The sequence below is a fragment of the Vibrio sp. 10N.222.47.A9 genome, from assembly GCF_963872585.1.
Lineage (GTDB): Bacteria > Pseudomonadota > Gammaproteobacteria > Enterobacterales > Vibrionaceae > Vibrio > Vibrio splendidus.
The window spans coordinates 61,115-83,196 of record NZ_CAWNBB010000001.1; the positions used below are offsets into that span (position 1 = coordinate 61,115).

Consider the following 22,082-nt stretch of genomic DNA (forward strand, 5'->3'; position numbering starts at 1 on the left):
TCGATCTTGTCGATCACAGCCACTTACTCCTGATCTTCCAGATCGGCAGCAGCCAACCTTGCCGCCTGTAACACAAGCGTTGAATACATCCGTGACTCAGCAGCCAACTCATCGCCCCATTTAGACCAGATTCGTGAGATGTAGGTATCTCTACCCTCGCCCGTGAAGGCGAAGCTGTCATTAAAGGTATCGGCCATTTTCTTAAGGGACTTTTCTTCGTCATCGACCCATTTCCCACGACTAAAGCCCGCTTCAACACCAGCTAATGCGGTTTTCGGGAAGTAAGGCAATGGCGCTGTCATGCCTTGATAAAACAGTCGTACTAACTCAGCCAGCAAACTCTTCGCCTGCTGTACATCGCCAATCGGTTGTAGCGTTTGGTGAACCACGCCTTCTTTTCTGTCGTAGCCAATAATATGGGTCGTTTTTCCGTGTCCCATCACTGCACAACATAGATGATCAATCCACGCTGCCAAATAATCTTGAGAGCGTATTTTACCGCTACGGAAACGAACTAGACCCGATTGATAGTTTTGAGTTAACCAACCCATCAAACGAACAGGCTTACCTTCGCCTAACACATCAAATTCGATATTCACTTCGAGATCTTGCTGCGGTGATCCGCTCACAAATCGAATCTCTTTGGCTAAGTCTTCCGCTTGAACACGGTTGGTTTCAAATTCGATATCACCAAAGGCGCCGACCGGTAATCGGCCCTGTGCTTTTTGCTCAGAGACAAACAATCGAACCGCTTCGTCTGCACCTTCAGGGTGGTCTAGCAGCACTTGCAGCAAAGCATCCTTAAGTTGGAAACTCTCTAAACCATTAAGTACAAATGGCTCATCGTCTTCCATCACAGGAAGTGGCGGCTCAAATACCACTTTTAGGCGGCGATTAAAGAAGTACTGCACTGGCAAACGCCAAAAACGCTGTAACTCAACCAAGTCGAGTTCTAACGGGTACGTCGCACCCAGCAAATAATCATCCAATGCACGATTGAATTCACCACTGCGTTCGCCAGAACGATTTGCCGCAGGTAGCCACTCTTTGGCGTAGCTCAATACATGGCTTGCGTCACCTTGAGTAAACGCAGCAGGGCTGAACGGTGTCATGGTGTGTTCAAAGCTGATCGCTTGAGTCAGGTTGATGCCTGAATCATCACTTGGTAATGCTTGATCTTCACTTAAGCAATAGTTCTGTTGGCAGTACTCGATCAACTCTGAAACCAATACCGATGGCACTCGCTCGGTATTATCTTGAATAGAGCGGCCGACATAGCTGATGTATAAGCACTCTTGTGCTGACAACATCGCTTCTAAGAATAGATAACGGTCATCATCACGACGAGAACGATCACCTGGACGAGTGCGCCCATTCATTAAATCAAAACCTTCTGGGGGCATTGAGCGAGGGTAAACCCCGTCATTCATGCCTAATAGACAAACGGTTTTGAACGGAATAGAACGCATCGGCATCAAGGTACAAAAGTTAACTTGCCCCGCTAAGAAACGCTGGCTAATACGTGCACCAGATAACTTATTATTGAGGTACTGGTAGATAATGCTTGGCGACAACTCTTGCTCATACAAGGCATCATCAAGCTGTTCATTTAATTGAGAAAGCGCATCACGAATCGACTTAAGCACCATCTCGCCTTCTAGTTCAACCGCAAAGAAATCATCAATCATTTGCAGCAAGGTTTCACGCCACATATCGATAGATTGTGTTTCAGTTAAAAGTTGACGGTAATGGGCAATACGATCGATAAAGTGAGCTAACTTGCCTGCAAGTTCGGCGTTAATGCCTTGAACTTCGTTATAAGCGGCAATCGGAGAGTGTTCAGTTTCAAATAAACCCGCAGAGTCCGACATCGCATAGCCTAATAACATTCGCTGAATGCCGAATAGCCAAGTGTTTTGCTCGGTCGCAGGTAGATCAAATTCTGTCGCCGTTGAAGCATCAACCCCCCAACGGATACCCGCTTCTTCAACCCACTGCTTGGCTTGCTCGAATTGAAACTCGTCAATACCAAAGCGTGCCATCATCGCAGGAATTTCTAATAGCTCTAGTAACTCAGAGGCTAAACAGCGCGTGTTCGGTAGCGCGACTAACTGCATGAAGGCGGTCAGAATTGGGCTTTCTTGGTCTGCGGTTCTATCAGAGATCGAGTAAGGGATATAACGCTCACCAGGAGCATTACCAAATACCGCCTGAATCGCTGGGCTATAAGCATTAATGTCAGACACCATCACGATGATATCGCGTGGCTTCAGTGTCGAGTCGGCATCAAACATCGCCAATAGCTGGTCATGAAGAACTTCAACCTCACGCATTGGGCTGTGACACGCATGTACGGTCAGAGAGCGATCACCAAGCTCAACCACCTGTTTATGGTTGCTAGAATCTAAGATGTGGTCGTCTTGATGTTCTTCTAGCTGGAGAATATCGGCTTGCAGCTGATGAAGTAGGCTGTCTCTCTCAACATCAATGAAAAACTCGTGCTCTTCGCTGTCAGATTGAGATAACAAGAACAGGTTATCTCTGCCTAATTTACCCATAGACGCCAGCAAACTATTACCGACAGCTTGGCTGGTGTGTAGTTCGTCTTCAACGTTGGCTTCAATGCCATCTTTCAGTGGTGAAGCTTCACCTTCCAATTCAGGTAAACCATCAATCAAAGCAAACTGCTTGCGGCGCTGTGCTTCGACTCTTGCCAAGTATTTACGATCGCGAATATCGCCCCAGTAATGTTGGCAAGGATTGGTAAACATCAAGTGCACATCAATCTGCTCGCCAAGCGCTTTCAATGCATCCATGTAGCGAGGAGGCAACGAAGAAATACCAAACACAAATAAGCGTTTAGGCAGATGTTGCAGTTGACCTTGTTGCTTGGCTAGCGCTTCAATGAAGTCGTGATACAAGTTGCCACGGTGATACTTAGATTGGCCTTGAGACAAGGTTTTCTCATAGAGTGCTTGCCACAAAATCGGTTGCCAAGGGTGCTCTTGTTGTCCCTCATCATCGATAAGTTCTGCAACGGGCTCTCCCGCTTCCCACATCGCTATCCATTCAGGTCTATACACCAAGTAGCCATCGAAGATATCGGCAATTTTTTCTGCCAATTGGTACAGTTTCGAATCATCTTCGTCGTTTTCAAGGTAGCGTTGTAGAGGTAAAAAATCAGGGTGGTCAAGCTTAGCGGGTAGCAAACTCATCAGCTTCCACGTCATCGCTTCTTTGTTAAAAGCACTGCGTTTAGGAACATCTGGAAGTACTTGGGTAAACATATCCCAAATGAAGGTTGCTGGAAGTGGGAAATCGATATTTGCTGCTACGCCAAACTCTTTGGCGAGTTCCATCTTAAGCCATTGAGACATACCTGGGCTCTGAACCAAGATCTGCTCTTTTTCGAAAGGATTGGCTAAAGGATCACTTTTGATTAAGTGAACGAGAAGGATTTTTAAAGTATCAACTTTATTGGAATGGTAAACAGTAAACAAAGTGCACTCACGCTAATCTTGCCACAATATAAAGCCAGATTAGCATAAGTGCCGTGTTTGGATTAGGAATATAAGCTTATGAAATACTGAAAACTTAAGGTCCGTTTATCTTTTGAACTATTGCTTCTTACAATCTACTACCTACCGCACTTAGAACACGGTGAGGTTTGTAATTCATGTAATAACGAACCGCCACATAACCCACTACAAACGTTGCCACAATTAATTCTAGATACGCTAGGTTGAACACTTGATCCACATAGTGAGCTTCCACACCAACAGTTTGCATCCAAGCCGCCAATTTGAATAACGCCGTTGCACCAATCACGATTGGGAAAGTAAACGCCGCATAGCCTGGGCTGAATGGCAGACGAAGTAGTTTGAAGAACGCTGCGTAAATGATGAACGTCATTAGCACTGCAATACCAAACAATAGACCGATGATAACTGGCGAAGGATTTGCCGTCACCGTTAGGTAGCCAGCTAGAGATAGACTTGCTGGTGCCGCCATAATCGCAATGGTTGGCTTTGCTGCGTCAGGCACTTCATGAGAGAAGATCAAACGGTAAATCATGAGAGGTAGCATTACCGCATAAACCAATAAGCCAAAGACTAAAGTCGCGTGAGCAACGGGTTCTAAGATCGGGTTACCTGAAAAAGAAACGTCTGCCACGATAATACCGATTGGTGGTACAAACCAGCTTGGCACCATGTGGTGAATCTCAAAGTTTTTAGCTCTGTGGTATAAGAAGCTCACCAAGAACACGACATGCAAAGCTACCGAAGCGAGCCACACCGCTTCTTGTAAGAATTGAGAGATTGGAGCCAACGAAGCAGACACCACCATACAACCCATCGCGAATGTGGGTACAACACTGCCAACAACAGGATGTGCAAGGTCTTCACGTAATAAGTGGCCGTGAATCAAAAATTTCACAGCTAAAACAAGAAGTAATACCGCCGCAATGCCAGCACTGATCCACTGCACAAAACCCGGTGTGTGTAAGATACCTTGTGCGACTAAAACACCATCCCAACACCAGCCTAAGCTTGCAATTGCGAGAGCTAACCCTGCCATGGGTGTTGGAGCTCCTGTTAATCTATATTTAATACGTTGAATCATGTCAGCCTCTCTTAAACTTAATTCACTAAACTTGTGAACTCATCAGCTTGTTGAAGCCATAATACGCTTGCGCTTCGTTAAACAATATCCAATTATATATAACAAGTGTTCATCAATACTGAACAGAATCCATTTTCACCAGCAGAGTAAAACTAGGAATCTGATGGCTAATATTTCAATTAAACAACTCAAAGTGTTCGTCACTATTACCCAGCACTCGACATTGACCGCAGCCTCTGAGGCTCTGTTTCTGTCTAAGGCCGCTGTCAGCATGGCGCTAGGCGAAATGGAGAAACAACTCGGTCACTCTCTATTTGACCGGGTTAATAACCGATTAATTCTCAATCAAGAAGGACAAAAGCTTCTTCCTTTGGCGGATGAGATATTACATCGTGCTGCTGGTATTGATGTTTTGTTCCGTGACGACCAGCCTTTAAGTGGCAATCTAAAGGTCGGTGCGAGTGACACAATTGGTAATCAGGTCGCACCGTTTATTCTGTCTGGCTTTCGTGAACGAACTCAACATCAGGATCAAAGCTTGTTCATTTCAAACAGTGCGCTGATCTGCCAAAAGTTGGTGGATTATGAACTTGATATCGCGCTAATTGAAGGAAAAACATTACACCCTGAACTCATTTCGAGTCAGTTTAGCAGCGATGAAATGTGTATTATTGTTAGTAATCAACATCCTCTCGTTTCAAAAGAAAAAGTGACTTTAAGCGATTTAGAAGATAGTCACTGGATTCTACGTGAATCAGGCTCAGGGACTCGCGAGTTTTTCCTTCGTGCCGTCGCACCGCGTATCGAACACTGGTATGAATCCTTTGAACTCAACACCACCGAGGCGATCATCAATTCAGTTTCTGCCAATCTTGGATTCGCGTGTTTATCACGACTGGCGGCGCAACGAGCAATTGACTCAGGCCGAGTGAAAGCACTCGATGTCCCACTCGACATGAAACGACGTTTCTGGATGCTGGTACACAAAGACAAATACCAGAGCCCGCTGCTGAAATCTTTCATGAGTTATTGTGAAGACTGGGCTACACATCAAGATTGAGGCCGCATTGTTAGGGCTCCAACTGGACTTTTAACATCAGAAACTGTATAAAAAGCCAGTAAAATTTATCAAACTTAGAGGATTAACCATGGCTGTTATCGTCAAGTACGTGGTCGAACGCAACGGAGAAGAGAAAATGACTTTTACCTCTAAAGCCGAAGCTGACGCATACGACAAAATGCTGGATATGGCTGATGAGCTTTTTGAACTGTTAAGCAAAAGCGACTTAGTTGAAGATGAAGGCAAGCAAGAAGAACTTGCAATGTACCTAGCGAAGAATAAAGAAGAAGTTCTTTATGCATTAGGTGCTAAGCGCAAACCAGCTCCGAAAAAAGAAAAGAAACTTGAAGCTGTTGAAGACGCAGAAGAAGATGCAGCGTAACTAGCTGATACCTCTGTTGAAAACGTCAATGACACCTCTAATTAGAGCTCGTTATTGGCGTTTTTTTATACTTATCGAAATATAATGAACTCTGTTTATAGTCGAAATCGCTCTAAACATTCGCTTGCATGAAAGTGTGATAAAGATCTAATCTATAGCCATCAGGTGATGGGGTTCCACCTAAGCTTTTGCTTCAACCGCCCGTTCTTTCGAACAGTGCTAATGACTCCTACAGAATCGAAAACAGGTAATACTGTTGGATGTATCGCTATTCCTCCATTTTGAAATGGGCTTAGTCTCTTAAGACCGAGCTTCATGACACCTTTGGATTATCGATACTCAAGATCTGTAGTGAATTAGCCGCACCTCTTCCAACACGTCCTGTTTTCTCAACACTCTAGGTCTTCAATGACTCTAACTGTGAGAAAACATTATGCACTACTCTTCAGAAATTCAATCAATGTGCCCTATTCAAAGGGGTGATCTGCACACTTCATCGCCAATTCCAGTTGAAGGCGCTATGGTTAGTCCAAAAGACGTTATCGCTATTTCTGGCTTAAGCCATGGCGTCGGCACTTGTGCACCACAACAAGGTGCAGCAAAACTAACGCTGAACGTAAAAAACGGCATCATCGAAGAAGCACTAATCGAAACGATTGGTTGTTCAGGCATGACTCAATCAGCCGCGATGGCAGCCGAAATCCTCACCGGAAGAACCATTCTTGAAGCCCTAAATACCGACTTAGTGTGTGACGCTATTAACGTAGCAATGCGCGAGATCTTTCTGCAATTTGTTTACGGTCGAACTCAGTCTGCTTTCTCTGAAGGCGGTCTAGAAATTGGCGCCGCATTAGAAGACTTAGGTCAAACACAACGCAGCCAAGTGGGTACTAGCTACTCAACCGCAGCGAAAGGCGTACGTTACCTAGAGCTTGCAGAGGGTTACGTGACCAAGCTTGCACTTGATGACCACAGCGAAGTGATTGGCTACGAGTATCTCAACCTCGGCAAAATGATGAAGGCGATTAATCAAGGCGTGTCAGCCAATGAAGCAGCAGACCTTGCTATGGGAACCTACGGTCGCTTCGATGAAGCTGTAACCACCATTAATCCACGCCAACAATAATTTTTGCCAATTTAGAGGAAAGATATGATGAACACTCAATTTAATGAATCAGTAACTCGCGTATTGGCAGAAATGAACTTCGACTCTTTAGAGCAAGCGAACCAATACTGTAAATCACACAATGTCGACCCAAAAGCCATGGTGATGGACACCCAACCTATTGCTTTTGAAAGCGCTGCCGATGCTTATATCCTTGGTTCAGCACTAGCAATATTTCGCGAAGCCACCAGCGCAGAACAAGCAGCGAATATCATTGGTGAAGGGCTCCAAGCATTTACCAAACCCGGCAGTGTTGCTGAACAACGCCAAGTCGGTATCGGCCACGGCGCATTGGCTGCGCGTCTTCTCAATGAAGAAAGCCACTGTTTTGCTTTCCTTGCGGGCCATGAATCTTTTGCTGCTGCAGAAGGTGCGATTAAAATCGCACTCAACGTCAACAAATCACGTCACAATCCATTAAAGGTAATCCTAAATGGTCTAGGTAAAGATGCGGCTTACTTAATCTCTCGCATCAATGGTTTTACCTATGTTCGCACTCAATACGATTACCAAACGGGTGAACTTGTTGAAACAGAACGTCGCCGCTTCTCACAAGGCCCTCGCGGAGAGATCTTGTGTTACGGCGCTGATGATGTACGTGAAGGCGTGGCAATCATGCACAGAGAAGAAGTGGATGTAAGTATTACGGGTAACTCAACTAACCCAACGCGCTTCCAACATCCTGTTGCAGGTATCTACAAAGCAGAACGTACTCGCCAAGGTTTACCTTACTTCTCAGTTGCTTCAGGCGGCGGTACAGGTAGAACATTGCACCCAGATAACGTGGCCGCAGGTCCAGCGTCTTACGGCATGACAGATACCATGGGCAGAATGCACGCTGACGCTCAGTTCGCAGGCAGTTCTTCTGTTCCGGCTCACGTGGCAATGATGGGCTTCATCGGTATGGGTAACAACCCAATGGTCGGTGCAACGGTTGCATTAGCTGTGGCAGTGAGCGAATCTCTGAACGCATAACGACAAAATTGAGCGCCACGATTTATCCATAGAGTAGAGTCCGTTAACTGAGAAAAAAGTAATAACAAACGACCAAAACTCTACACCTATCACTAAAACCAAACAGCCAGCCTTATGCTGGCTGTTTTTTATTCACACTTGCTCTACTATCTATTTCTAATAATTATTTGTATCTAAGATTAAATACACAAACCATTGGTATTTAACTGCATCTTTTCAAAGGAATAATATGAAAGAGCTCATCATTCATACCATTACCGTGTTCATGGGCTTTTTTGCCATCATGAACCCTATCGCTAATACGCCAATATTTCTTGGATTAACCGGTGACAATGACAGGGAAACGGTTAAATCTATCGCATTCCGATCGGTACTCATTGCCTTCGTTATCGTCAGTACTTTTGCGATCTCTGGCAAACTGATCTTTGACCTCTTTGGTATCACGCTGTACGCGCTGCGTATCACAGGTGGTATTCTGGTCTTTTTGATTGGCTTCCACATGCTGCAAGGTGATTCAACACATTCAAAAGCAAAAGAGAAAGTAAACTCAGATGCCCAGCGAGACGCAGCGCTAAGTATCACCGTATCACCTTTGGCCATGCCCATACTGGCTGGACCGGGCACCATTGCCACTGCGATGAACTTTGCTAGTACCGAGGGGATTTACGAGACCATCATTACCATTGTGGCATTTGGCCTCCTCTGCACCCTAACCTATGTCTTATTTGTATTCGGCGAACGCTTCGTTAAAGCGGTCGGACCAAGCGCATTGAACGTGATTACTCGAATGATGGGCTTGATACTCGCCGTTATCGGTATGCAGATGTTGATTGAAGGGATTGAGCAGGCTTATAAGGCGTTGTTTATCTAGATTTTCTCACTAAGTTTTATACAAAAATAGCCAGCGATTTGCTGGCTATTCTCTTTTACGGTCAATATAAAACTTTGTATTTTAATACTTTTATTTACAATACATAACGATCCGATAAGAGCGGCATCAGTATTATTTGTATTCCATCGTTGTTGTTTCAAAGCCTAGTGGTTCTAATACTTTCTTATGCTCAGCCCAAGAAATAAATGATTCTGCATCAGTATTACATTTTTCACCTGAACCATCCGCACATGGTTTAATACCACCGTCATAGTTGACGCTATATTTCTTGGTATTTCCATCGTATGTCAAGTTGTTAACTTTGTACGTTTTAAAACTATCGCCTGAAATGACAATGTCTTGACGATCTGTAGATGTTAGTTGAGCATCGCCTAATGCATTCCAACCATCACTACCACTTGCATTATAGTTATTAACGATAACAGTGTAGTTAGTAGCATCGCTCATTGTCGTCCAGACTGGATTTTCTTCTGTTCCAGTATTTACCTCAAGAGCCGTCACTGTGCCAGATACACCTTTCACATCTTCTGTAAACGTGTAACGCATGCCCGATACGTAAGGGAACTTACCAGCATGAGCACCTTCCACAAGCGTCGGCTCAATTGTGCTGTCAATGAGGTCTCGAATCACCTCGCCTTTAACGGTTAAAATCGACAAGTAGTTCGAGAATGGTAATAATTCTAATGTAGCATTGCCTTCCCTGAAATCACCTGACGCAATATCCGTTCGAACACCACCAGCTCCCACCAAACCAATCTGAACATTTTTGCCAGTAACCGCTGTTACCGATGGTTGATTTGCCCAATAAATCATACCTTGAGCAATCATAGGAGCAACATCTGAACCGTGCTTATCAGTTCCAGCATCACCTGGACGGCGCTCATGACTGATTTCAGTCGGTGCAGCTGCAACAACATCACCATAAGCAGCTTCGAGAGCTGGCTTATAAGTTGCGTCGATACGGGTTCTTAAATCAATATCTTCCTCTTTTGTTGTGATTTTTTCATTATTATCAATAAACGAAGTTACATCATCTTTATCAGTGCTAATCATTTGATGTTCTCGATGAGAATCATGATAGAACTCATCATTTGATAATAAAGTATTGTTCCCAACGCATGACATGAGATTGCCATTTATGTCAAATGATACATCAACGTCTCCAATAGCTTCCGCATATTGGCCAGCTTGAACCACACAAGTATTTTGTGTTTTGTCTTTTTGTGGAATCATTTCGGCGTAAACACCATTATTACCTTGATCAAGATCGGTAAAATCACCAAGTAAAGTATGAGAATGACCGCCAACAATGATATCGATACCCGTTGTATTGGCAGCAAGCTCCTTATCGGCAGCATTACCTATGTGTGATAGAACGATGATTTTATTCACACCCTTGGTTTTTAAATCATTTATAGTGGCTTGAGTTGCTGTAATTTGGTCACTAAATGTCACATCACCAGTGCCGGTAGCAATCGTTGGCATATCCCCCAAAACAACACCGATTACCGCAACAACTTTCTCATCATCACTTGCATCAGAAACAGAGGTAATTGCTCTTTTTTCTGAGCCTTCAAATGCAAACAGTTGATAAGGGTATAAATTATCTACATTACTTAAAGACTGATCTTTTGATGCATCCATATTATTTGCTAGCACGGGAAAACTAACCGTATTGATGAACGATGCGAGCTTGTCGGTATCTAAATCGAATTCATGGTTCCCAAGTACCATTGCATCTAACCCCATGCGTGACAACAAGTCTGCGTTTGCAGCACCTTCATTTAACTTAAAGTAAGCAGTACCTTGCCATGCGTCACCACCATGCAAGAATAACAAAGGTTCTTTGTCAGCTTTAGCATATGCTTTGATATCATCAGCGGCTTTCAATAGGCGAGGATAACCGCCAAATTCGTTATAAACCTTCTTGCCATCAGTACCCATAGTAAAACTGGATTTTACAGGATCAAAATTTGAGTGAGTGTCATTCACATGTGCTATGCGCAATGTCATATCTGGAGCAATAATATCGTCATCATTATCCGAGCCACAACCAACCATCGCTACGCCGATAGAGAGCACCAGTAAAGACTTAGTAAAATTCATAGAAGATCCTTTATTAATCGTTTTAATGTCGTTATGGCAGGCAATATACTGACATCTTGCAGGGTTTTAGTGATCGTTCTCTTAATTACACGTCTGGAAAATTGAGTATTTACCCTAACTGTAGGCACAAGCGATTAATCAACAGAAGTCGAATAATTCTGATAATAAACATGAATTTATAAAGAAAGTGTGACTCACTCTATTGATACTGCTAACAAGAGGATGAGCTAAAGATAAGTGTCAGGTGTGGAAATGAAATGGCACCGCGTTACTTGAGTAAGCACGCCCATATTTGAAAGCGAGGTATAATATCCGGATAATGAAAACTATCTCTCAAAAGACAAGCAATATCATTTTACAGACTTTATCCCGATACGCCCTTTCATAACGAGGGCGCTCTCTTTATGATGAACGCAATTAAATTAACTTTGCTAACGGCAGCGCTTGTTATTCGAGCCGCTGTTATGGAATAGCAAAATCAAGACTCAACACATGGAGATTCAACATGGCTTACTTTTCACTAGCCTTCGGTACGGCAACCAAAAACCGCGACAATAAAATCATTGAAGCGTTCTTCCCTAACCCACTTCTAAACCCAAGCGACGCTCTTGTAGCAGCTGTAGCTGAAGTGTCAGGTTACGCTGAAGGCAACCAAGCTATCGAAATCTCTGCTGCACAAAGCGCAGAACTAGCGAAAGCATTCGCAGCAAACGGCGATGTAGCAAACGCATCTTTCGCAGAAAAAGCAGCAGCATCTGAGCAACCACTTGTTCTTGTTGTTCTTGCGACTGACGAGAAGCCAGCATCAGTTGCTGAAGGCTTCCTAAAGCTACAACTTATCTCTAACCGCCTAGTACAACCACACGGTACAGTACTAGACGGCATCTTCGGTCTACTGCACAACATCGCATGGACAAACGAAGGCCCAATCGACCTTCCTGAGCTACCAGAGCGTCAAATCGAAGCTCGCCTTGCGGGTCGCGCTCTGTCTGTAGATTGCGTAGACAAGTTCCCTAAAATGGTGGATTACGTAGTACCAACAGGTATTCGTATTGCTGATACTTCTCGTGTTCGTCTTGGCGCACACGTAGGCGAAGGCACAACGGTAATGCACGAAGGTTTCATCAACTTCAATGCGGGTACTACTGGCGTGAGCATGGTTGAAGGTCGTATCTCTGCGGGTGTTGTTGTGGGTAACGGTTCAGACATCGGCGGCGGCGCTTCTATCATGGGTACTCTGTCTGGTGGCGGTACTATGGTTATCTCTATCGGCGAAAACTGCCTGCTAGGCGCAAACGCGGGTCTTGGCTTCCCAATGGGCGACCGTTGCACGGTTGAGTCTGGTCTTTACGTGACTGCGGGTACTAAAGTTCGCATGCTAGATAAAGAAGGCAACGAAGTAGAAATCATTAAAGCCCGTGACCTTGCTGGCGTTTCTGACCTTCTATTCCGTCGTAACTCGATTACTGGCCAAATTGAATGTCTTGCGAACAAGTCAGCTGTTGAACTGAACAGTGAGCTACACAGCAACAACTAATCTACGCGCTAGATGCTAAATGCTAGATGCTAGATGCTAGATGCTAGATGCTAGAAAATACGAAGCCGCTGGGGTTAAATCCAGCGGCTTTTCTTTTATAGCGGTAAAACAGGGAAGGTTATGCTTTTTCTGCTGCTAGCTGTTCAAGAGCTTGAATCGAAGTCTCTGAAACCAATGTTCCATCCATGTAGTAACTGACCTTGTCACCATCACGAATCCCCGTCAGAACAGCCTTCTGACCATCGTTATAAGTGATGTCCATTTGAATGGTGTTCTCATCGATCTGTTGCATCTCACCCCATTCAATATGGCGATTATTGAACCCAAGTGGTGCATCTTTCAGTGAATCGTCAAGGCTATCGTTCACATCAATCATAGTATCGACTTTACTATCGAATATATGAGGCGCGCCAGTCAGTGGGTTTTTCCCTGCCCAGAATTCGATCGAGTTAAATACGATGTAATCGGCTGCGAATGTTAAAGCGTAAACTGGAGCAAGCAAGAAGTTGACCCCTGCACGAGCGTAACGGTTATCTACAACCTCAACGTTGAACTTCATTAATTTACCAGTAACGGCATTACTACCGACACACCCAGCTAACGACATGACAATCGCTGCCACTGCAACTGCTTTTGTGATTGTTGTTTTCATAGATCCCTCTTATGCCACGATGATTGATTCAGTTTTTGAACGGCCAAATTGAATTGTTCTTGTATGAACACAAGAAATGATGGCCTAACAAATTGATTCCATAACATTTAGCGTAGTGGAGATTTTTAGAACAGCAAACTGCAAACCTAATTTGTTTCACTCTGGTTCCTGAAGAGTTGCCAATAAAAAAGCGCAGACCTTTCGATCTGCGCTTTTCGTTTTTGCTTAACCTAGCCTAGATTAATGCGGCCTGTAAGAAAGTGATTAACCCACATTCTTACGTGCGTTTTGGAACATACGCATCCAAGCGCCGTTCTCGCCCCAACCTTCTGGAGACCAAGAGTTTGCAACCGTGCGGAATACACGCTCTGGGTGCGGCATCATGATAGTCACGCGGCCATCGGTCGTTGTTAGACCTGTGATAGCGTTTGGCGAACCGTTCGGGTTGTTCGGGTATTGCTGCGTTTGGTTACCGTTGTTATCAACGTAACGTAGAGCAACCGTACCTGAGTTTTCAATCGCGTTTAGGTGGTCGTTGTCACGCACTTCTACGCGGCCTTCACCGTGAGAAACAGCGATTGGCATACGAGAACCTTCCATGCCGTTGAAGAATACAGAATCAGACTTCTGAACTTCAACGAGGCTGAAACGAGCTTCAAAACGTTCTGATTCGTTACGAACGAAACGTGGCCAGTACTCTGCACCAGGGATAAGTTCACGCAGGTTAGACAACATCTGACAACCGTTACACACACCTAGAGAGAAAGTATCTTCACGCTTGAAGAAGTTTTCAAATTGGTCACGCGTAGAGTCGTTAAATAGAACCGACTTAGCCCAACCTTCACCAGCGCCCAGTACATCACCGTAAGAGAAGCCACCACATGCCACAAGGCCATTGTACTCTTCTAGTACCGCTTGACCCGTTAGGATGTCGCTCATGTGAATATCGGTTGCTTCGAAGCCTGCGCGGTCAAATGCTGCTGCCATTTCAACGTGAGAGTTAACACCCTGCTCACGTAGAATCGCCATCTTAGGCTTAGCGCCCGTGTTGATGTAAGGGGCAGCAATATCTTCGTTTACATCAAAGCTTAGGCTAACGTTTAGACCAGGGTCTGAATTGTCTTTCTTCGCTTCGTGCTCTTGGTCTGCACAGATTGGGTTATCTCGTAAACCTTGCATCTTATGCGTCGTTTCAGCCCAGATAGTACGTAGTTCAGTACGATTACGTTGGATTACAACATCTGCGCCTGACTTAATCACTACTTCGTCTGATGCTTCAACAGAACCGATTACGTGTGAACACGCTTCTAGGCCATTGGCTGCAAGCGTAGAAAGGACTGCGTCTAGGTCGTCGTTACGAACTTGGATCACCGCACCTAGCTCTTCGTTGAAGAGTGCTGCTAGCGTATCTTCGCCTAGCGCCGCAATATCAGTATTAACACCACAGTGACCTGCGAACGCCATTTCAGCTAGCGTTACGAATAGACCGCCATCGCCTTTATCGTGGTAAGCCACAACTTGGTCGTTTGCTACAAGCGCTTGAACGCCTTCATAGAAACCTTTTAGTTGTGCTGCATTGTCTACGTCTGCTGGCTTGTCACCAAGCTGCTTGTAAACTTGCGCTAGTGCTGTAGCACCCATACGGTTTTTGCCGTTACCTAGGTCGATAAGAACCAGTGAAGTGTTGCCTAGTCCTTCAAGGTTATCAGGGGTGCGCAATTGAGGAGTGATTGTCTTACGAACATCTTCAACACGTGCGAACGCAGTGATAACAAGAGATAGTGGAGACGTTACTTCTTTCTGCTCGCCATTCTCTTCCCACTTAGTCTTCATCGACATTGAGTCTTTACCCACAGGGATAGTTAGACCCAGTGCTGGACATAGCTCTTCACCAACCGCTTTAACCGCTTCGTAAAGACCAGCATCTTCACCTGGGTGACCTGCTGGAGACATCCAGTTAGCTGACAATTTAATGTGTTTGATATCGCCGATGTTGGTCGCTGCGATGTTAGTGATTGCTTCACCAACCGCTAGACGAGCTGACGCGCCAAAGTCTAGAAGTGCAACTGGCGTACGCTCACCAAGAGACATTGCCTCACCGTGGTAAGAGTCGTAACTTGCTGCTGTTACTGCACAGTTAGCAACAGGAACCTGCCATGGGCCAACCATTTGGTCACGAGCCACAAGGCCTGTTACCGAGCGGTCACCGATAGTAATAAGGAATGTTTTCTCTGCCACTGTTGGTAGGCGAAGAATACGGTCAACCGCTTCGTTTAGTTCGATACCAGAACGGTCAATCGCAGGATTGTTTGCTTTTAGCGTCTTCGCGTCACGGTGCATCTTAGGTGTTTTACCTAATAGAATGTCCATTGGCATATCGATTGGCGTGTTGTCGAAGTGAGAATCTTCTAATTTAAGATCACGCTCTTCAGTTGCTTTACCAACAATCGCGAATGGAGCGCGTTCACGCTTACAAATCGCTTCAAATGTCGCTAAGTCTTTATCAGCAACCGCCATTACGTAACGCTCTTGAGATTCGTTACACCAGATCTCAAGTGGGCTCATGCCCGGCTCATCGTTTGGCACGTCACGTAGGTTAAAGATACCGCCACGCTCGCCATCGTCTACTAGCTCAGGAAGTGCATTCGAGATACCGCCCGCGCCCACATCGTGGATGAATGCGATTGGGTTCGCATCACCAAGCTGCCAACAACGGTCGATAACTTCCTGACAACGACGTTCCATCTCTGGGTTTTCACGTTGTACAGAAGCAAAATCTAAGTCTTCAGAAGAAGAACCAGAATCCATTGAAGATGCAGCACCGCCACCAAGGCCGATGTTCATCGCAGGACCACCAAGAACGATTAGGCTTGCACCTACTGGGATCTCTTTCTTCTGAACATGATCATCACGAATGTTACCTAGACCACCAGCCAGCATGATTGGCTTGTGGTAACCACGTACTTCTTCACCTGCGTGAGAGTTTACTTTCTCTTCGTAAGTACGGAAGTAACCTAATAGGTTTGGACGACCAAATTCGTTGTTGAATGCTGCGCCACCAAGAGGACCTTCAAGCATGATATCCAAAGCAGTAACGATACGGCTTGGCTTACCAAAGTCTGTTTCCCAAGGTTGAACGAAGTTCGGGATCTTCAGGTTAGATACAGAGAAAGCAACCAGACCCGCTTTTGGCTTACCGCCAATACCAGTAGCGCCTTCATCGCGGATTTCACCGCCTGAACCTGTCGATGCGCCCGGCCATGGAGAGATTGCCGTTGGGTGGTTGTGCGTTTCAACTTTCATCAAGATGTGTGTTTTTTCTTGGTGGTAGTTGTATTGGCGAGTTTCTGGATCTGGGAAGAAACGACCGACTTCAGAACCTGTCATTACCGCTGCGTTATCTTTATAAGCAGACAGAACGTGTTCTGGTGTCGTTTCAAAGGTGTTCTTAATCATCTTGAACAATGATTTTTCTTGCTTAACGCCATCGATAGTCCAATCAGCGTTAAAGATCTTGTGACGACAGTGCTCTGAGTTCGCTTGTGCAAACATCATTAGCTCGATGTCAGTCGGGTTACGACCTAGCTTCTCAGTGAAGCTTTCAAGAAGGTAATCAATTTCGTCTTCTGCAAGTGCTAGACCTAGGGTAACGTTTGCTTTTTCAAGCGCTTTACGTCCACCAGTTAGTAGGTCAACTTCCGCATAAGGAGCAGGCTCAGCAACAGTGAACAGTGCCGCCGCTGATTCGAAGTCAGTGAAAACCACTTCCATCATACGGTCGTGCAGAATGGCTTTCAGCTCAACAAGTTGAAGCTCAGAAAGTTCAGAAGAGGTTTCAATGTAGAAAGCAGTACCGCGCTCTAGACGTGACACTTTAGCCAGTCCGCAGTTGTGTGCGATATCTGTTGATTTTGAAGACCAAGGCGAGATAGTGCCCGGGCGTGGCGTTGCAAGCAGCAATAAACCTTCAGGTTCATGCTCTTCAATCGTTGGACCGTAAGTCAGTAGCTTTTCTAGCTTCTCAACTTCAGACGCATCTAGGTCTGCCGTTAAATCAGCAAAGTGGGCAAACTCAGCGTAAATACCTGTTACAGGTAAGCTTAATTCACGACAAAGCTCTAAAAGCTTGTTAACACGAAACTCAGATAGAGCTGGGGAGCCACGCAAAATTCTCATGTGCTTAGGTCTCTTATGCAGTTGATTAAGGTGATATTGGAATAAATTCAGTGGGTTATAGGAACAACCTAACTGTTTTCTTCGAAGCTATTCCCGAAGGTTAACAAACCTATGCCGATTCCACCTCTTCAATGCGAGCGCATTATAAAGCATTTCTTTTTGTGACGTAACACCAAAAGCAACCGTTTGCGTTATTTTTTTCATCTAACGATATAAATGACAGTTTTGCTGCATTTATCAGCACTTTTACAACTGTTTAAATAAACCTGCTTTGCCAGCCTTGCGGGGTTTGGTATAAAGGGCTTCCACTTTTCGAGATTTCATTTTGATGCCTAAATTTACGCTCATCTTTTCGTCTAAGTTCCTTCTGCTCGCTATTGCCCTTTTTGGGTTGGCTGGATGCCAGATTGAATCTGAACCTAAAAGTGTCCTTGAGCAGATACGAGAGCGTGGCGTTCTTCGTGTCGGCACCCTGAATAACCAACTCTCTTATTACATCGGTCCAGATGGTCCTGCTGGCTTGGACTACGAGTTAGCTCGCGAGTTTGCAGAAGAGCTTGGTGTAAAGCTTGAGGTTAAACCTGCTTACCGTCTATCCGGCCTATTTCCTACGTTAAAGAAAGGCGAGATCGATCTTATCGCAACGGGGTTAACACAAAACAGCAACCTGACACGTGCCTATCGCGCTGCGCCCGCTTATTATTATGTAAGCCAGCAAGTCGTGTACAAAAAAGGCCAGTGGCGCCCAAGAAACCTTGAGCAACTGATCAAGTTCGAGAATGAGCGTCAGGCTGATTTCGTAAAAGCACAAACTGAATCAGAAGAGATAGCGACTACTGACACATTGACGCCATCTTTGGTTGTAGTGAAAGACTCACACTTTGAGCCAACATTAAAACAGCTGCAAAACACACACGATGACTTTATCTACGATGCGATCGGCAATGCTGATATCAACGACTTGCTAAAAGAAGTCTCTACAGGGGAACGCTTGTTTACTGTGGCGGATTCGATTGAGCTGTCACTCGCACAACGTTTATACCCAGACGTCGCTTTGGCTTTTGAACTTACAGAAGACCAACCGATCTCTTGGTATTTACAGAAGTCTGAAGATGAGAGCCTTTATGCGCTGCTGATTGAGTTTTTCGGTAACCTAAAGCAGTCTGGTGAGCTCGCTTCACTGGAAGAGAAATATATTGGCCATATCGGCACCTTCGATTATGTCGATACTCGTGCCTTTATCCGCGCCTTGGATAGCAAGCTGCCAAAATGGTCTCCACTGTTTCAGAAATATTCGCAAGAATTTGATTGGCGCTTGATTGCTGCTTTGGCATACCAAGAGTCACACTGGAACCCTGTCGCACGCTCTCCAACCGGTGTTCGAGGCATGATGATGTTAACGCTACCAACTGCGAAGAGCGTTGGTGTGACCAATCGTCTTGACCCTAAACAGTCGGTACAAGGCGGGGTTGAATACCTGCGTCGTATCGTTAACCGAGTGCCCGACTCAATCACTCAACACGAAAAGATCTGGTTTGCGCTTGCCTCATATAACGTAGGTTACGGGCACATGATGGATGCTCGTCGCTTAACCAAAGCACAAGGCGGTGATCCTGACGCTTGGGGTGATGTGAAAGACAGGCTGCCTCTGCTAAGACAGAAGAAGTACTACAGTAAAACTCGTTACGGTTATGCGCGTGGTGATGAAGCAAGGAATTACGTTGAGAACATTCGCCGTTATTACCAAAGCATTATCGGCCATGTGAATAAGCGTAATAAAGAGGAAGAAGCGAGCCTTGAAGGGTTGGTGGTTATCCCACCTTTAGAGATCTCGGGCGCTGAATCGACAATCAGTGCGGCTGAATCCGCTGTCGATGAAGCTGAGTCTTCCAAATAAATAAAAAAGAGCAATGCTATATAGCGTTGCTCTTTTTTTTATACATGGGCCTTTGGCTCGTATTGGCTGTTTCGCATTAAGAAGCTAAACCAGCAAAGTGACCGTTAAATTTGAGGTGTCATATTGCAGTAACAATCGAACTTTATAACGTCACACCATAAGCGACATCATGCTCGGTTGGATTCAGATACTAACCATTGCAAGAGTGGTTCAGAAAGCTAACGCTAAGTTCGCGACAGAGCTCATAAACAAATAACCACTATAATTAAAACTGAAGTCATAATTACAAAGCCAGACGACAAATAGGAAATCGTTGAAATGATGAAGAGTAAACTGAAATCGAAGCGCCTTGATAAGACCGTTGCTGCAAACCGTCGTAAGCGTATGCTTTCAAATAATAAGAAGAAAATCATTTGGCGCAACCGTGCTTTCATGCAGATACTTTCTGAGTAAATATACCGAGTAAGTTTTCTGCGGCACTCTTGCTATCGAGAGTGCCGAAAGCTTGCTGTTATTTTTTGTTACAGACCTTGTTTTTGTTACAGACCTTGTTCTTGTTACTGACCTTATTCTTATTACTTGCCTTGTCAGATTCTAAACACTGCTCTTCCAACAGACGGTCTTGCTTTCGCTTTTCTTTTATCTCTTTTCTACGACGCTTGAAAAACGCTTGCAGTTGCTCACGGCACTCTTGTTCTAACAAACCATTTTCCACGTCTGCATAGTGGTATGAGGCTTGGCTTTCAAAGAGGTTCAATACCGTACCTGCTGCGCCTGCTTTTAAGTCAGGAGCCCCAAACACAATGCGCTTTACTCGGCTGTGTAACAAAGCACCTGCACACATTGGGCAAGGCTCAAGCGTGACGTATAAGGTGGTATCGAGTAAGCGATAGTTTTCTAAAGCTTGGCCCGCTTTACGCAAGGTTTCGATCTCTGCGTGTGCCGTGGCATCGTGGCTTCCAATAGAACGGTTCCAACCTTCAGAAATAATCTCACCCTCTTTTACCAACACGGCACCAACGGGAACCTCTCCCTCTTTCTCTGCTTGCTTAGCAACCTCGATGGCGCGTCGCATGAAGATTTCATCTTGAGGGGTGAATTGATGGTCTGACAAAGGGAACTCCAGAAAACAAAGGATAAGAACAAAAAAAGGTATGCGGAGAAGCATACCTAATCTTAGTAATAATGAACAATAAAGAGATAACGAACAACAAGCGCGGGCTTGTTCGTTTAATCTCTAGCTAGCGGCTTATCTAACTAACAGCATCGCCTAGCTCATTGACTATTTTTGTCGCTTTCACACTCACAATACGGTTGTTCTCGACCGAGATAATTTCAAACTGCCATTGCTGGCACTGAACGACTTCTCCCGTATCGGGTAAACGCCCGATTAACCAAGTCACAAGGCCATTCAATGTTTGGAAGCCTTCGCTTTCCCCTTCTAACTCTGACAGCTCTAAGCGGTTCTTGAGCTCACTGATAGGGATTAATCCATCCACCAGCAATCCGTCTTCCACTTGCTCTGTCCATAGGTCATTGGGGTTATTGGATAACTCACCTGCAATCGCTTCGAGAATATCGTAATGAGTCACAAGGCCTTGCACATCGCCATACTCGTCAACAATGAATGCCATCTCAGTACCCGACTCTTTAAAGTAGCCAAGTAACCGCAGTGCCTTCATCGATTCTGGAACATAGATCGGTGACTTAGACAGCCCCATGATGACTTGAATACTTAAATTGCCCGCCTGATTCAGCAAGGCTTTGGACGACACCGTACCGACCACTTTATTGAGATGATCTTGGCACAATGGAAATACACTGTGCTTTGAAGAGCGCAGTTTCTTAAATATCTGCTCTACAGGTTGCTCAATATCTAGAAAGTCGACGTCTCGACGTGGCGTCATCAAAGAGCTTACAAGGCGATCATCAAGCTGCAAGATATTGCGAATCATCTCTTGCTCGCCACGCTCAATCACTCCAGATTCTGAGCCCTCTTTCACCAGTGCATGGATATCGTCTTCAGTGACACTATCTTCTTCACCGCCACGCCCCATCAGCTTTAAGATGCCTTCGGTTGACGCAGACAACGCAAACACAAACGGCGTTGCGATTTTAGATAACCAGAAGATTGGTAGCGCGACTAACACAGCAATATTTTCAGCTTGAGACTGAGCAAAACGCTTTGGTACCAACTCACCCACAACAATCGCGAAGTAAGTAATACCGACAACGACTACCGTAGTAGACAAGATATTCGCTTGTGTTGGGTCGAATCCCCACAGCTCAAGTTGAACGGCCAGTGGCGCAGAGAGCGTCGCCTCGCCCACAATGCCGCTGAGTAAGCCGATTACCGTAATACCGATTTGAATGGTTGAAAGGAAGCGGGTTGGGTTTTCTTTGAGCTCAAGAGCAATCTGAGCGGAGCGATGTTTTTCGGCTAAGCGTTTCAGCCGACTATTTTTTGCTGCTACCAATGCAATCTCTGACATGGCAAACAGACCATTTAAAACAATTAACCCTACTAAAAGCAGAATCTTCATGTGGTTTGGATTTCCTAATTTTACCGGCCAACAATTAGCCGTGATCCGGAGTATAAGCTGAGTGCCTTTATTTT

General features: G+C 45.1%; 15 protein-coding genes and 1 riboswitch. Of the genes, 8 read left to right on the forward strand and 7 right to left on the reverse strand.

What is annotated here, in order from left to right:
- Nucleotides 1-23: 23 nt before the first annotated feature.
- Both recC and AACT19_RS00275 read right to left on the reverse strand, forming a co-directional pair.
- The gene (gene recC / locus AACT19_RS00270) at nt 24-3,500 is read right to left on the reverse strand and encodes an exodeoxyribonuclease V subunit gamma (protein ID WP_076644747.1); all 3,477 of its coding nucleotides are present in this window, start codon (nt 3,498-3,500) and stop codon (nt 24-26) included.
- A 127-nt stretch (nt 3,501-3,627) separates the two neighbouring features.
- Entirely contained in the window at nt 3,628-4,623 is a 996-nt protein-coding gene (locus AACT19_RS00275; protein WP_076644748.1) for a TDT family transporter, read from the reverse strand.
- A gap of 163 nt (nt 4,624-4,786) precedes the next feature.
- Between AACT19_RS00275 and AACT19_RS00280 the strand changes: the two genes are divergently transcribed.
- The 5 genes from AACT19_RS00280 (at nt 4,787) to AACT19_RS00300 (ending at nt 9,076) form a co-directional block, all read left to right on the forward strand.
- Nucleotides 4,787-5,683, forward strand: a complete 897-nt coding sequence (locus tag AACT19_RS00280) for a LysR family transcriptional regulator (RefSeq protein ID WP_004735186.1) — start codon at nt 4,787-4,789, stop codon at nt 5,681-5,683.
- An 88-nt stretch (nt 5,684-5,771) separates the two neighbouring features.
- Nucleotides 5,772-6,065, forward strand: a complete 294-nt coding sequence (locus AACT19_RS00285; RefSeq protein ID WP_004735185.1) for a YebG family protein — start codon at nt 5,772-5,774, stop codon at nt 6,063-6,065.
- Between the two features lie 155 nt (nt 6,066-6,220).
- Nucleotides 6,221-6,304, forward strand: a riboswitch (Fluoride riboswitch).
- 194 nt (nt 6,305-6,498) lie between these two features.
- Nucleotides 6,499-7,191, forward strand: a complete 693-nt coding sequence (locus tag AACT19_RS00290) for an iron-sulfur cluster assembly scaffold protein (RefSeq protein WP_076644749.1) — start codon at nt 6,499-6,501, stop codon at nt 7,189-7,191.
- Between the two features lie 24 nt (nt 7,192-7,215).
- On the forward strand, nt 7,216-8,205 hold the full coding sequence (locus AACT19_RS00295) for a GGGtGRT protein (RefSeq protein WP_017087715.1): 990 nt from the start codon (nt 7,216-7,218) through the stop codon (nt 8,203-8,205).
- 229 nt (nt 8,206-8,434) lie between these two features.
- On the forward strand, nt 8,435-9,076 hold the full coding sequence (locus tag AACT19_RS00300; protein WP_076644750.1) for a MarC family protein: 642 nt from the start codon (nt 8,435-8,437) through the stop codon (nt 9,074-9,076).
- A 132-nt stretch (nt 9,077-9,208) separates the two neighbouring features.
- Here the strand turns inward: AACT19_RS00300 and AACT19_RS00305 are convergent, their stop codons facing one another.
- The gene (locus AACT19_RS00305) at nt 9,209-11,203 is read right to left on the reverse strand and encodes a bifunctional metallophosphatase/5'-nucleotidase (protein ID WP_076644751.1); all 1,995 of its coding nucleotides are present in this window, start codon (nt 11,201-11,203) and stop codon (nt 9,209-9,211) included.
- A 505-nt stretch (nt 11,204-11,708) separates the two neighbouring features.
- Here AACT19_RS00305 and dapD point away from each other — a divergent pair.
- The gene (gene dapD / locus AACT19_RS00310) at nt 11,709-12,740 is read left to right on the forward strand and encodes a 2,3,4,5-tetrahydropyridine-2,6-dicarboxylate N-succinyltransferase (RefSeq protein WP_076644752.1); all 1,032 of its coding nucleotides are present in this window, start codon (nt 11,709-11,711) and stop codon (nt 12,738-12,740) included.
- Between the two features lie 118 nt (nt 12,741-12,858).
- On the opposite strand, the gene AACT19_RS00315 is transcribed toward dapD, so the two are convergent.
- Nucleotides 12,859-13,392, reverse strand: coding sequence for a DUF3332 domain-containing protein (locus AACT19_RS00315; RefSeq protein ID WP_017084444.1), 534 nt, complete (start codon nt 13,390-13,392; stop codon nt 12,859-12,861).
- A gap of 264 nt (nt 13,393-13,656) precedes the next feature.
- Nucleotides 13,657-17,568, reverse strand: a complete 3,912-nt coding sequence (purL, locus tag AACT19_RS00320; RefSeq protein WP_076644753.1) for a phosphoribosylformylglycinamidine synthase — start codon at nt 17,566-17,568, stop codon at nt 13,657-13,659.
- A gap of 328 nt (nt 17,569-17,896) precedes the next feature.
- Between purL and mltF the strand changes: the two genes are divergently transcribed.
- Both mltF and AACT19_RS00330 read left to right on the forward strand, forming a co-directional pair.
- Nucleotides 17,897-19,465 carry a membrane-bound lytic murein transglycosylase MltF gene (gene mltF, locus AACT19_RS00325; protein ID WP_076644754.1) on the forward strand — a complete coding sequence of 523 codons (1,569 nt, stop codon included), beginning with the start codon at nt 17,897-17,899 and terminating at the stop codon, nt 19,463-19,465.
- A gap of 318 nt (nt 19,466-19,783) precedes the next feature.
- The gene (locus AACT19_RS00330; protein ID WP_004735176.1) at nt 19,784-19,918 is read left to right on the forward strand and encodes a hypothetical protein; all 135 of its coding nucleotides are present in this window, start codon (nt 19,784-19,786) and stop codon (nt 19,916-19,918) included.
- A 58-nt stretch (nt 19,919-19,976) separates the two neighbouring features.
- Here the strand turns inward: AACT19_RS00330 and tadA are convergent, their stop codons facing one another.
- Nucleotides 19,977-20,633: a tRNA adenosine(34) deaminase TadA gene (gene tadA / locus AACT19_RS00335; RefSeq protein WP_076644755.1), complete on the reverse strand. Its 657-nt coding sequence runs from the start codon at nt 20,631-20,633 to the stop codon at nt 19,977-19,979.
- An 85-nt stretch (nt 20,634-20,718) separates the two neighbouring features.
- A complete protein-coding gene (locus AACT19_RS00340) occupies nt 20,719-22,008 on the reverse strand; it encodes a hemolysin family protein (protein ID WP_076644756.1) in 1,290 nt (429 codons plus the stop codon).
- Nucleotides 22,009-22,082: the final 74 nt, after the last annotated feature.

Coding starts and splice junctions, on each gene's coding strand:
- AACT19_RS00275 (WP_076644748.1), bottom strand. CDS start 4,623: ATGATTCAACGTATTAAATATAGATTAACAGGAGCTCCAACACCCATG.
- AACT19_RS00280 (WP_004735186.1), top strand. CDS start 4,787: ATGGCTAATATTTCAATTAAACAACTCAAAGTGTTCGTCACTATTACC.
- AACT19_RS00285 (WP_004735185.1), top strand. CDS start 5,772: ATGGCTGTTATCGTCAAGTACGTGGTCGAACGCAACGGAGAAGAGAAA.
- AACT19_RS00290 (WP_076644749.1), top strand. CDS start 6,499: ATGCACTACTCTTCAGAAATTCAATCAATGTGCCCTATTCAAAGGGGT.
- AACT19_RS00295 (WP_017087715.1), top strand. CDS start 7,216: ATGATGAACACTCAATTTAATGAATCAGTAACTCGCGTATTGGCAGAA.
- AACT19_RS00300 (WP_076644750.1), top strand. CDS start 8,435: ATGAAAGAGCTCATCATTCATACCATTACCGTGTTCATGGGCTTTTTT.
- AACT19_RS00305 (WP_076644751.1), bottom strand. CDS start 11,203: ATGAATTTTACTAAGTCTTTACTGGTGCTCTCTATCGGCGTAGCGATG.
- dapD (WP_076644752.1), top strand. CDS start 11,709: ATGGCTTACTTTTCACTAGCCTTCGGTACGGCAACCAAAAACCGCGAC.
- AACT19_RS00315 (WP_017084444.1), bottom strand. CDS start 13,392: ATGAAAACAACAATCACAAAAGCAGTTGCAGTGGCAGCGATTGTCATG.
- purL (WP_076644753.1), bottom strand. CDS start 17,568: ATGAGAATTTTGCGTGGCTCCCCAGCTCTATCTGAGTTTCGTGTTAAC.
- mltF (WP_076644754.1), top strand. CDS start 17,897: ATGCCTAAATTTACGCTCATCTTTTCGTCTAAGTTCCTTCTGCTCGCT.
- AACT19_RS00330 (WP_004735176.1), top strand. CDS start 19,784: ATGATGAAGAGTAAACTGAAATCGAAGCGCCTTGATAAGACCGTTGCT.
- tadA (WP_076644755.1), bottom strand. CDS start 20,633: ATGCTTCTCCGCATACCTTTTTTTGTTCTTATCCTTTGTTTTCTGGAG.
- AACT19_RS00340 (WP_076644756.1), bottom strand. CDS start 22,008: ATGAAGATTCTGCTTTTAGTAGGGTTAATTGTTTTAAATGGTCTGTTT.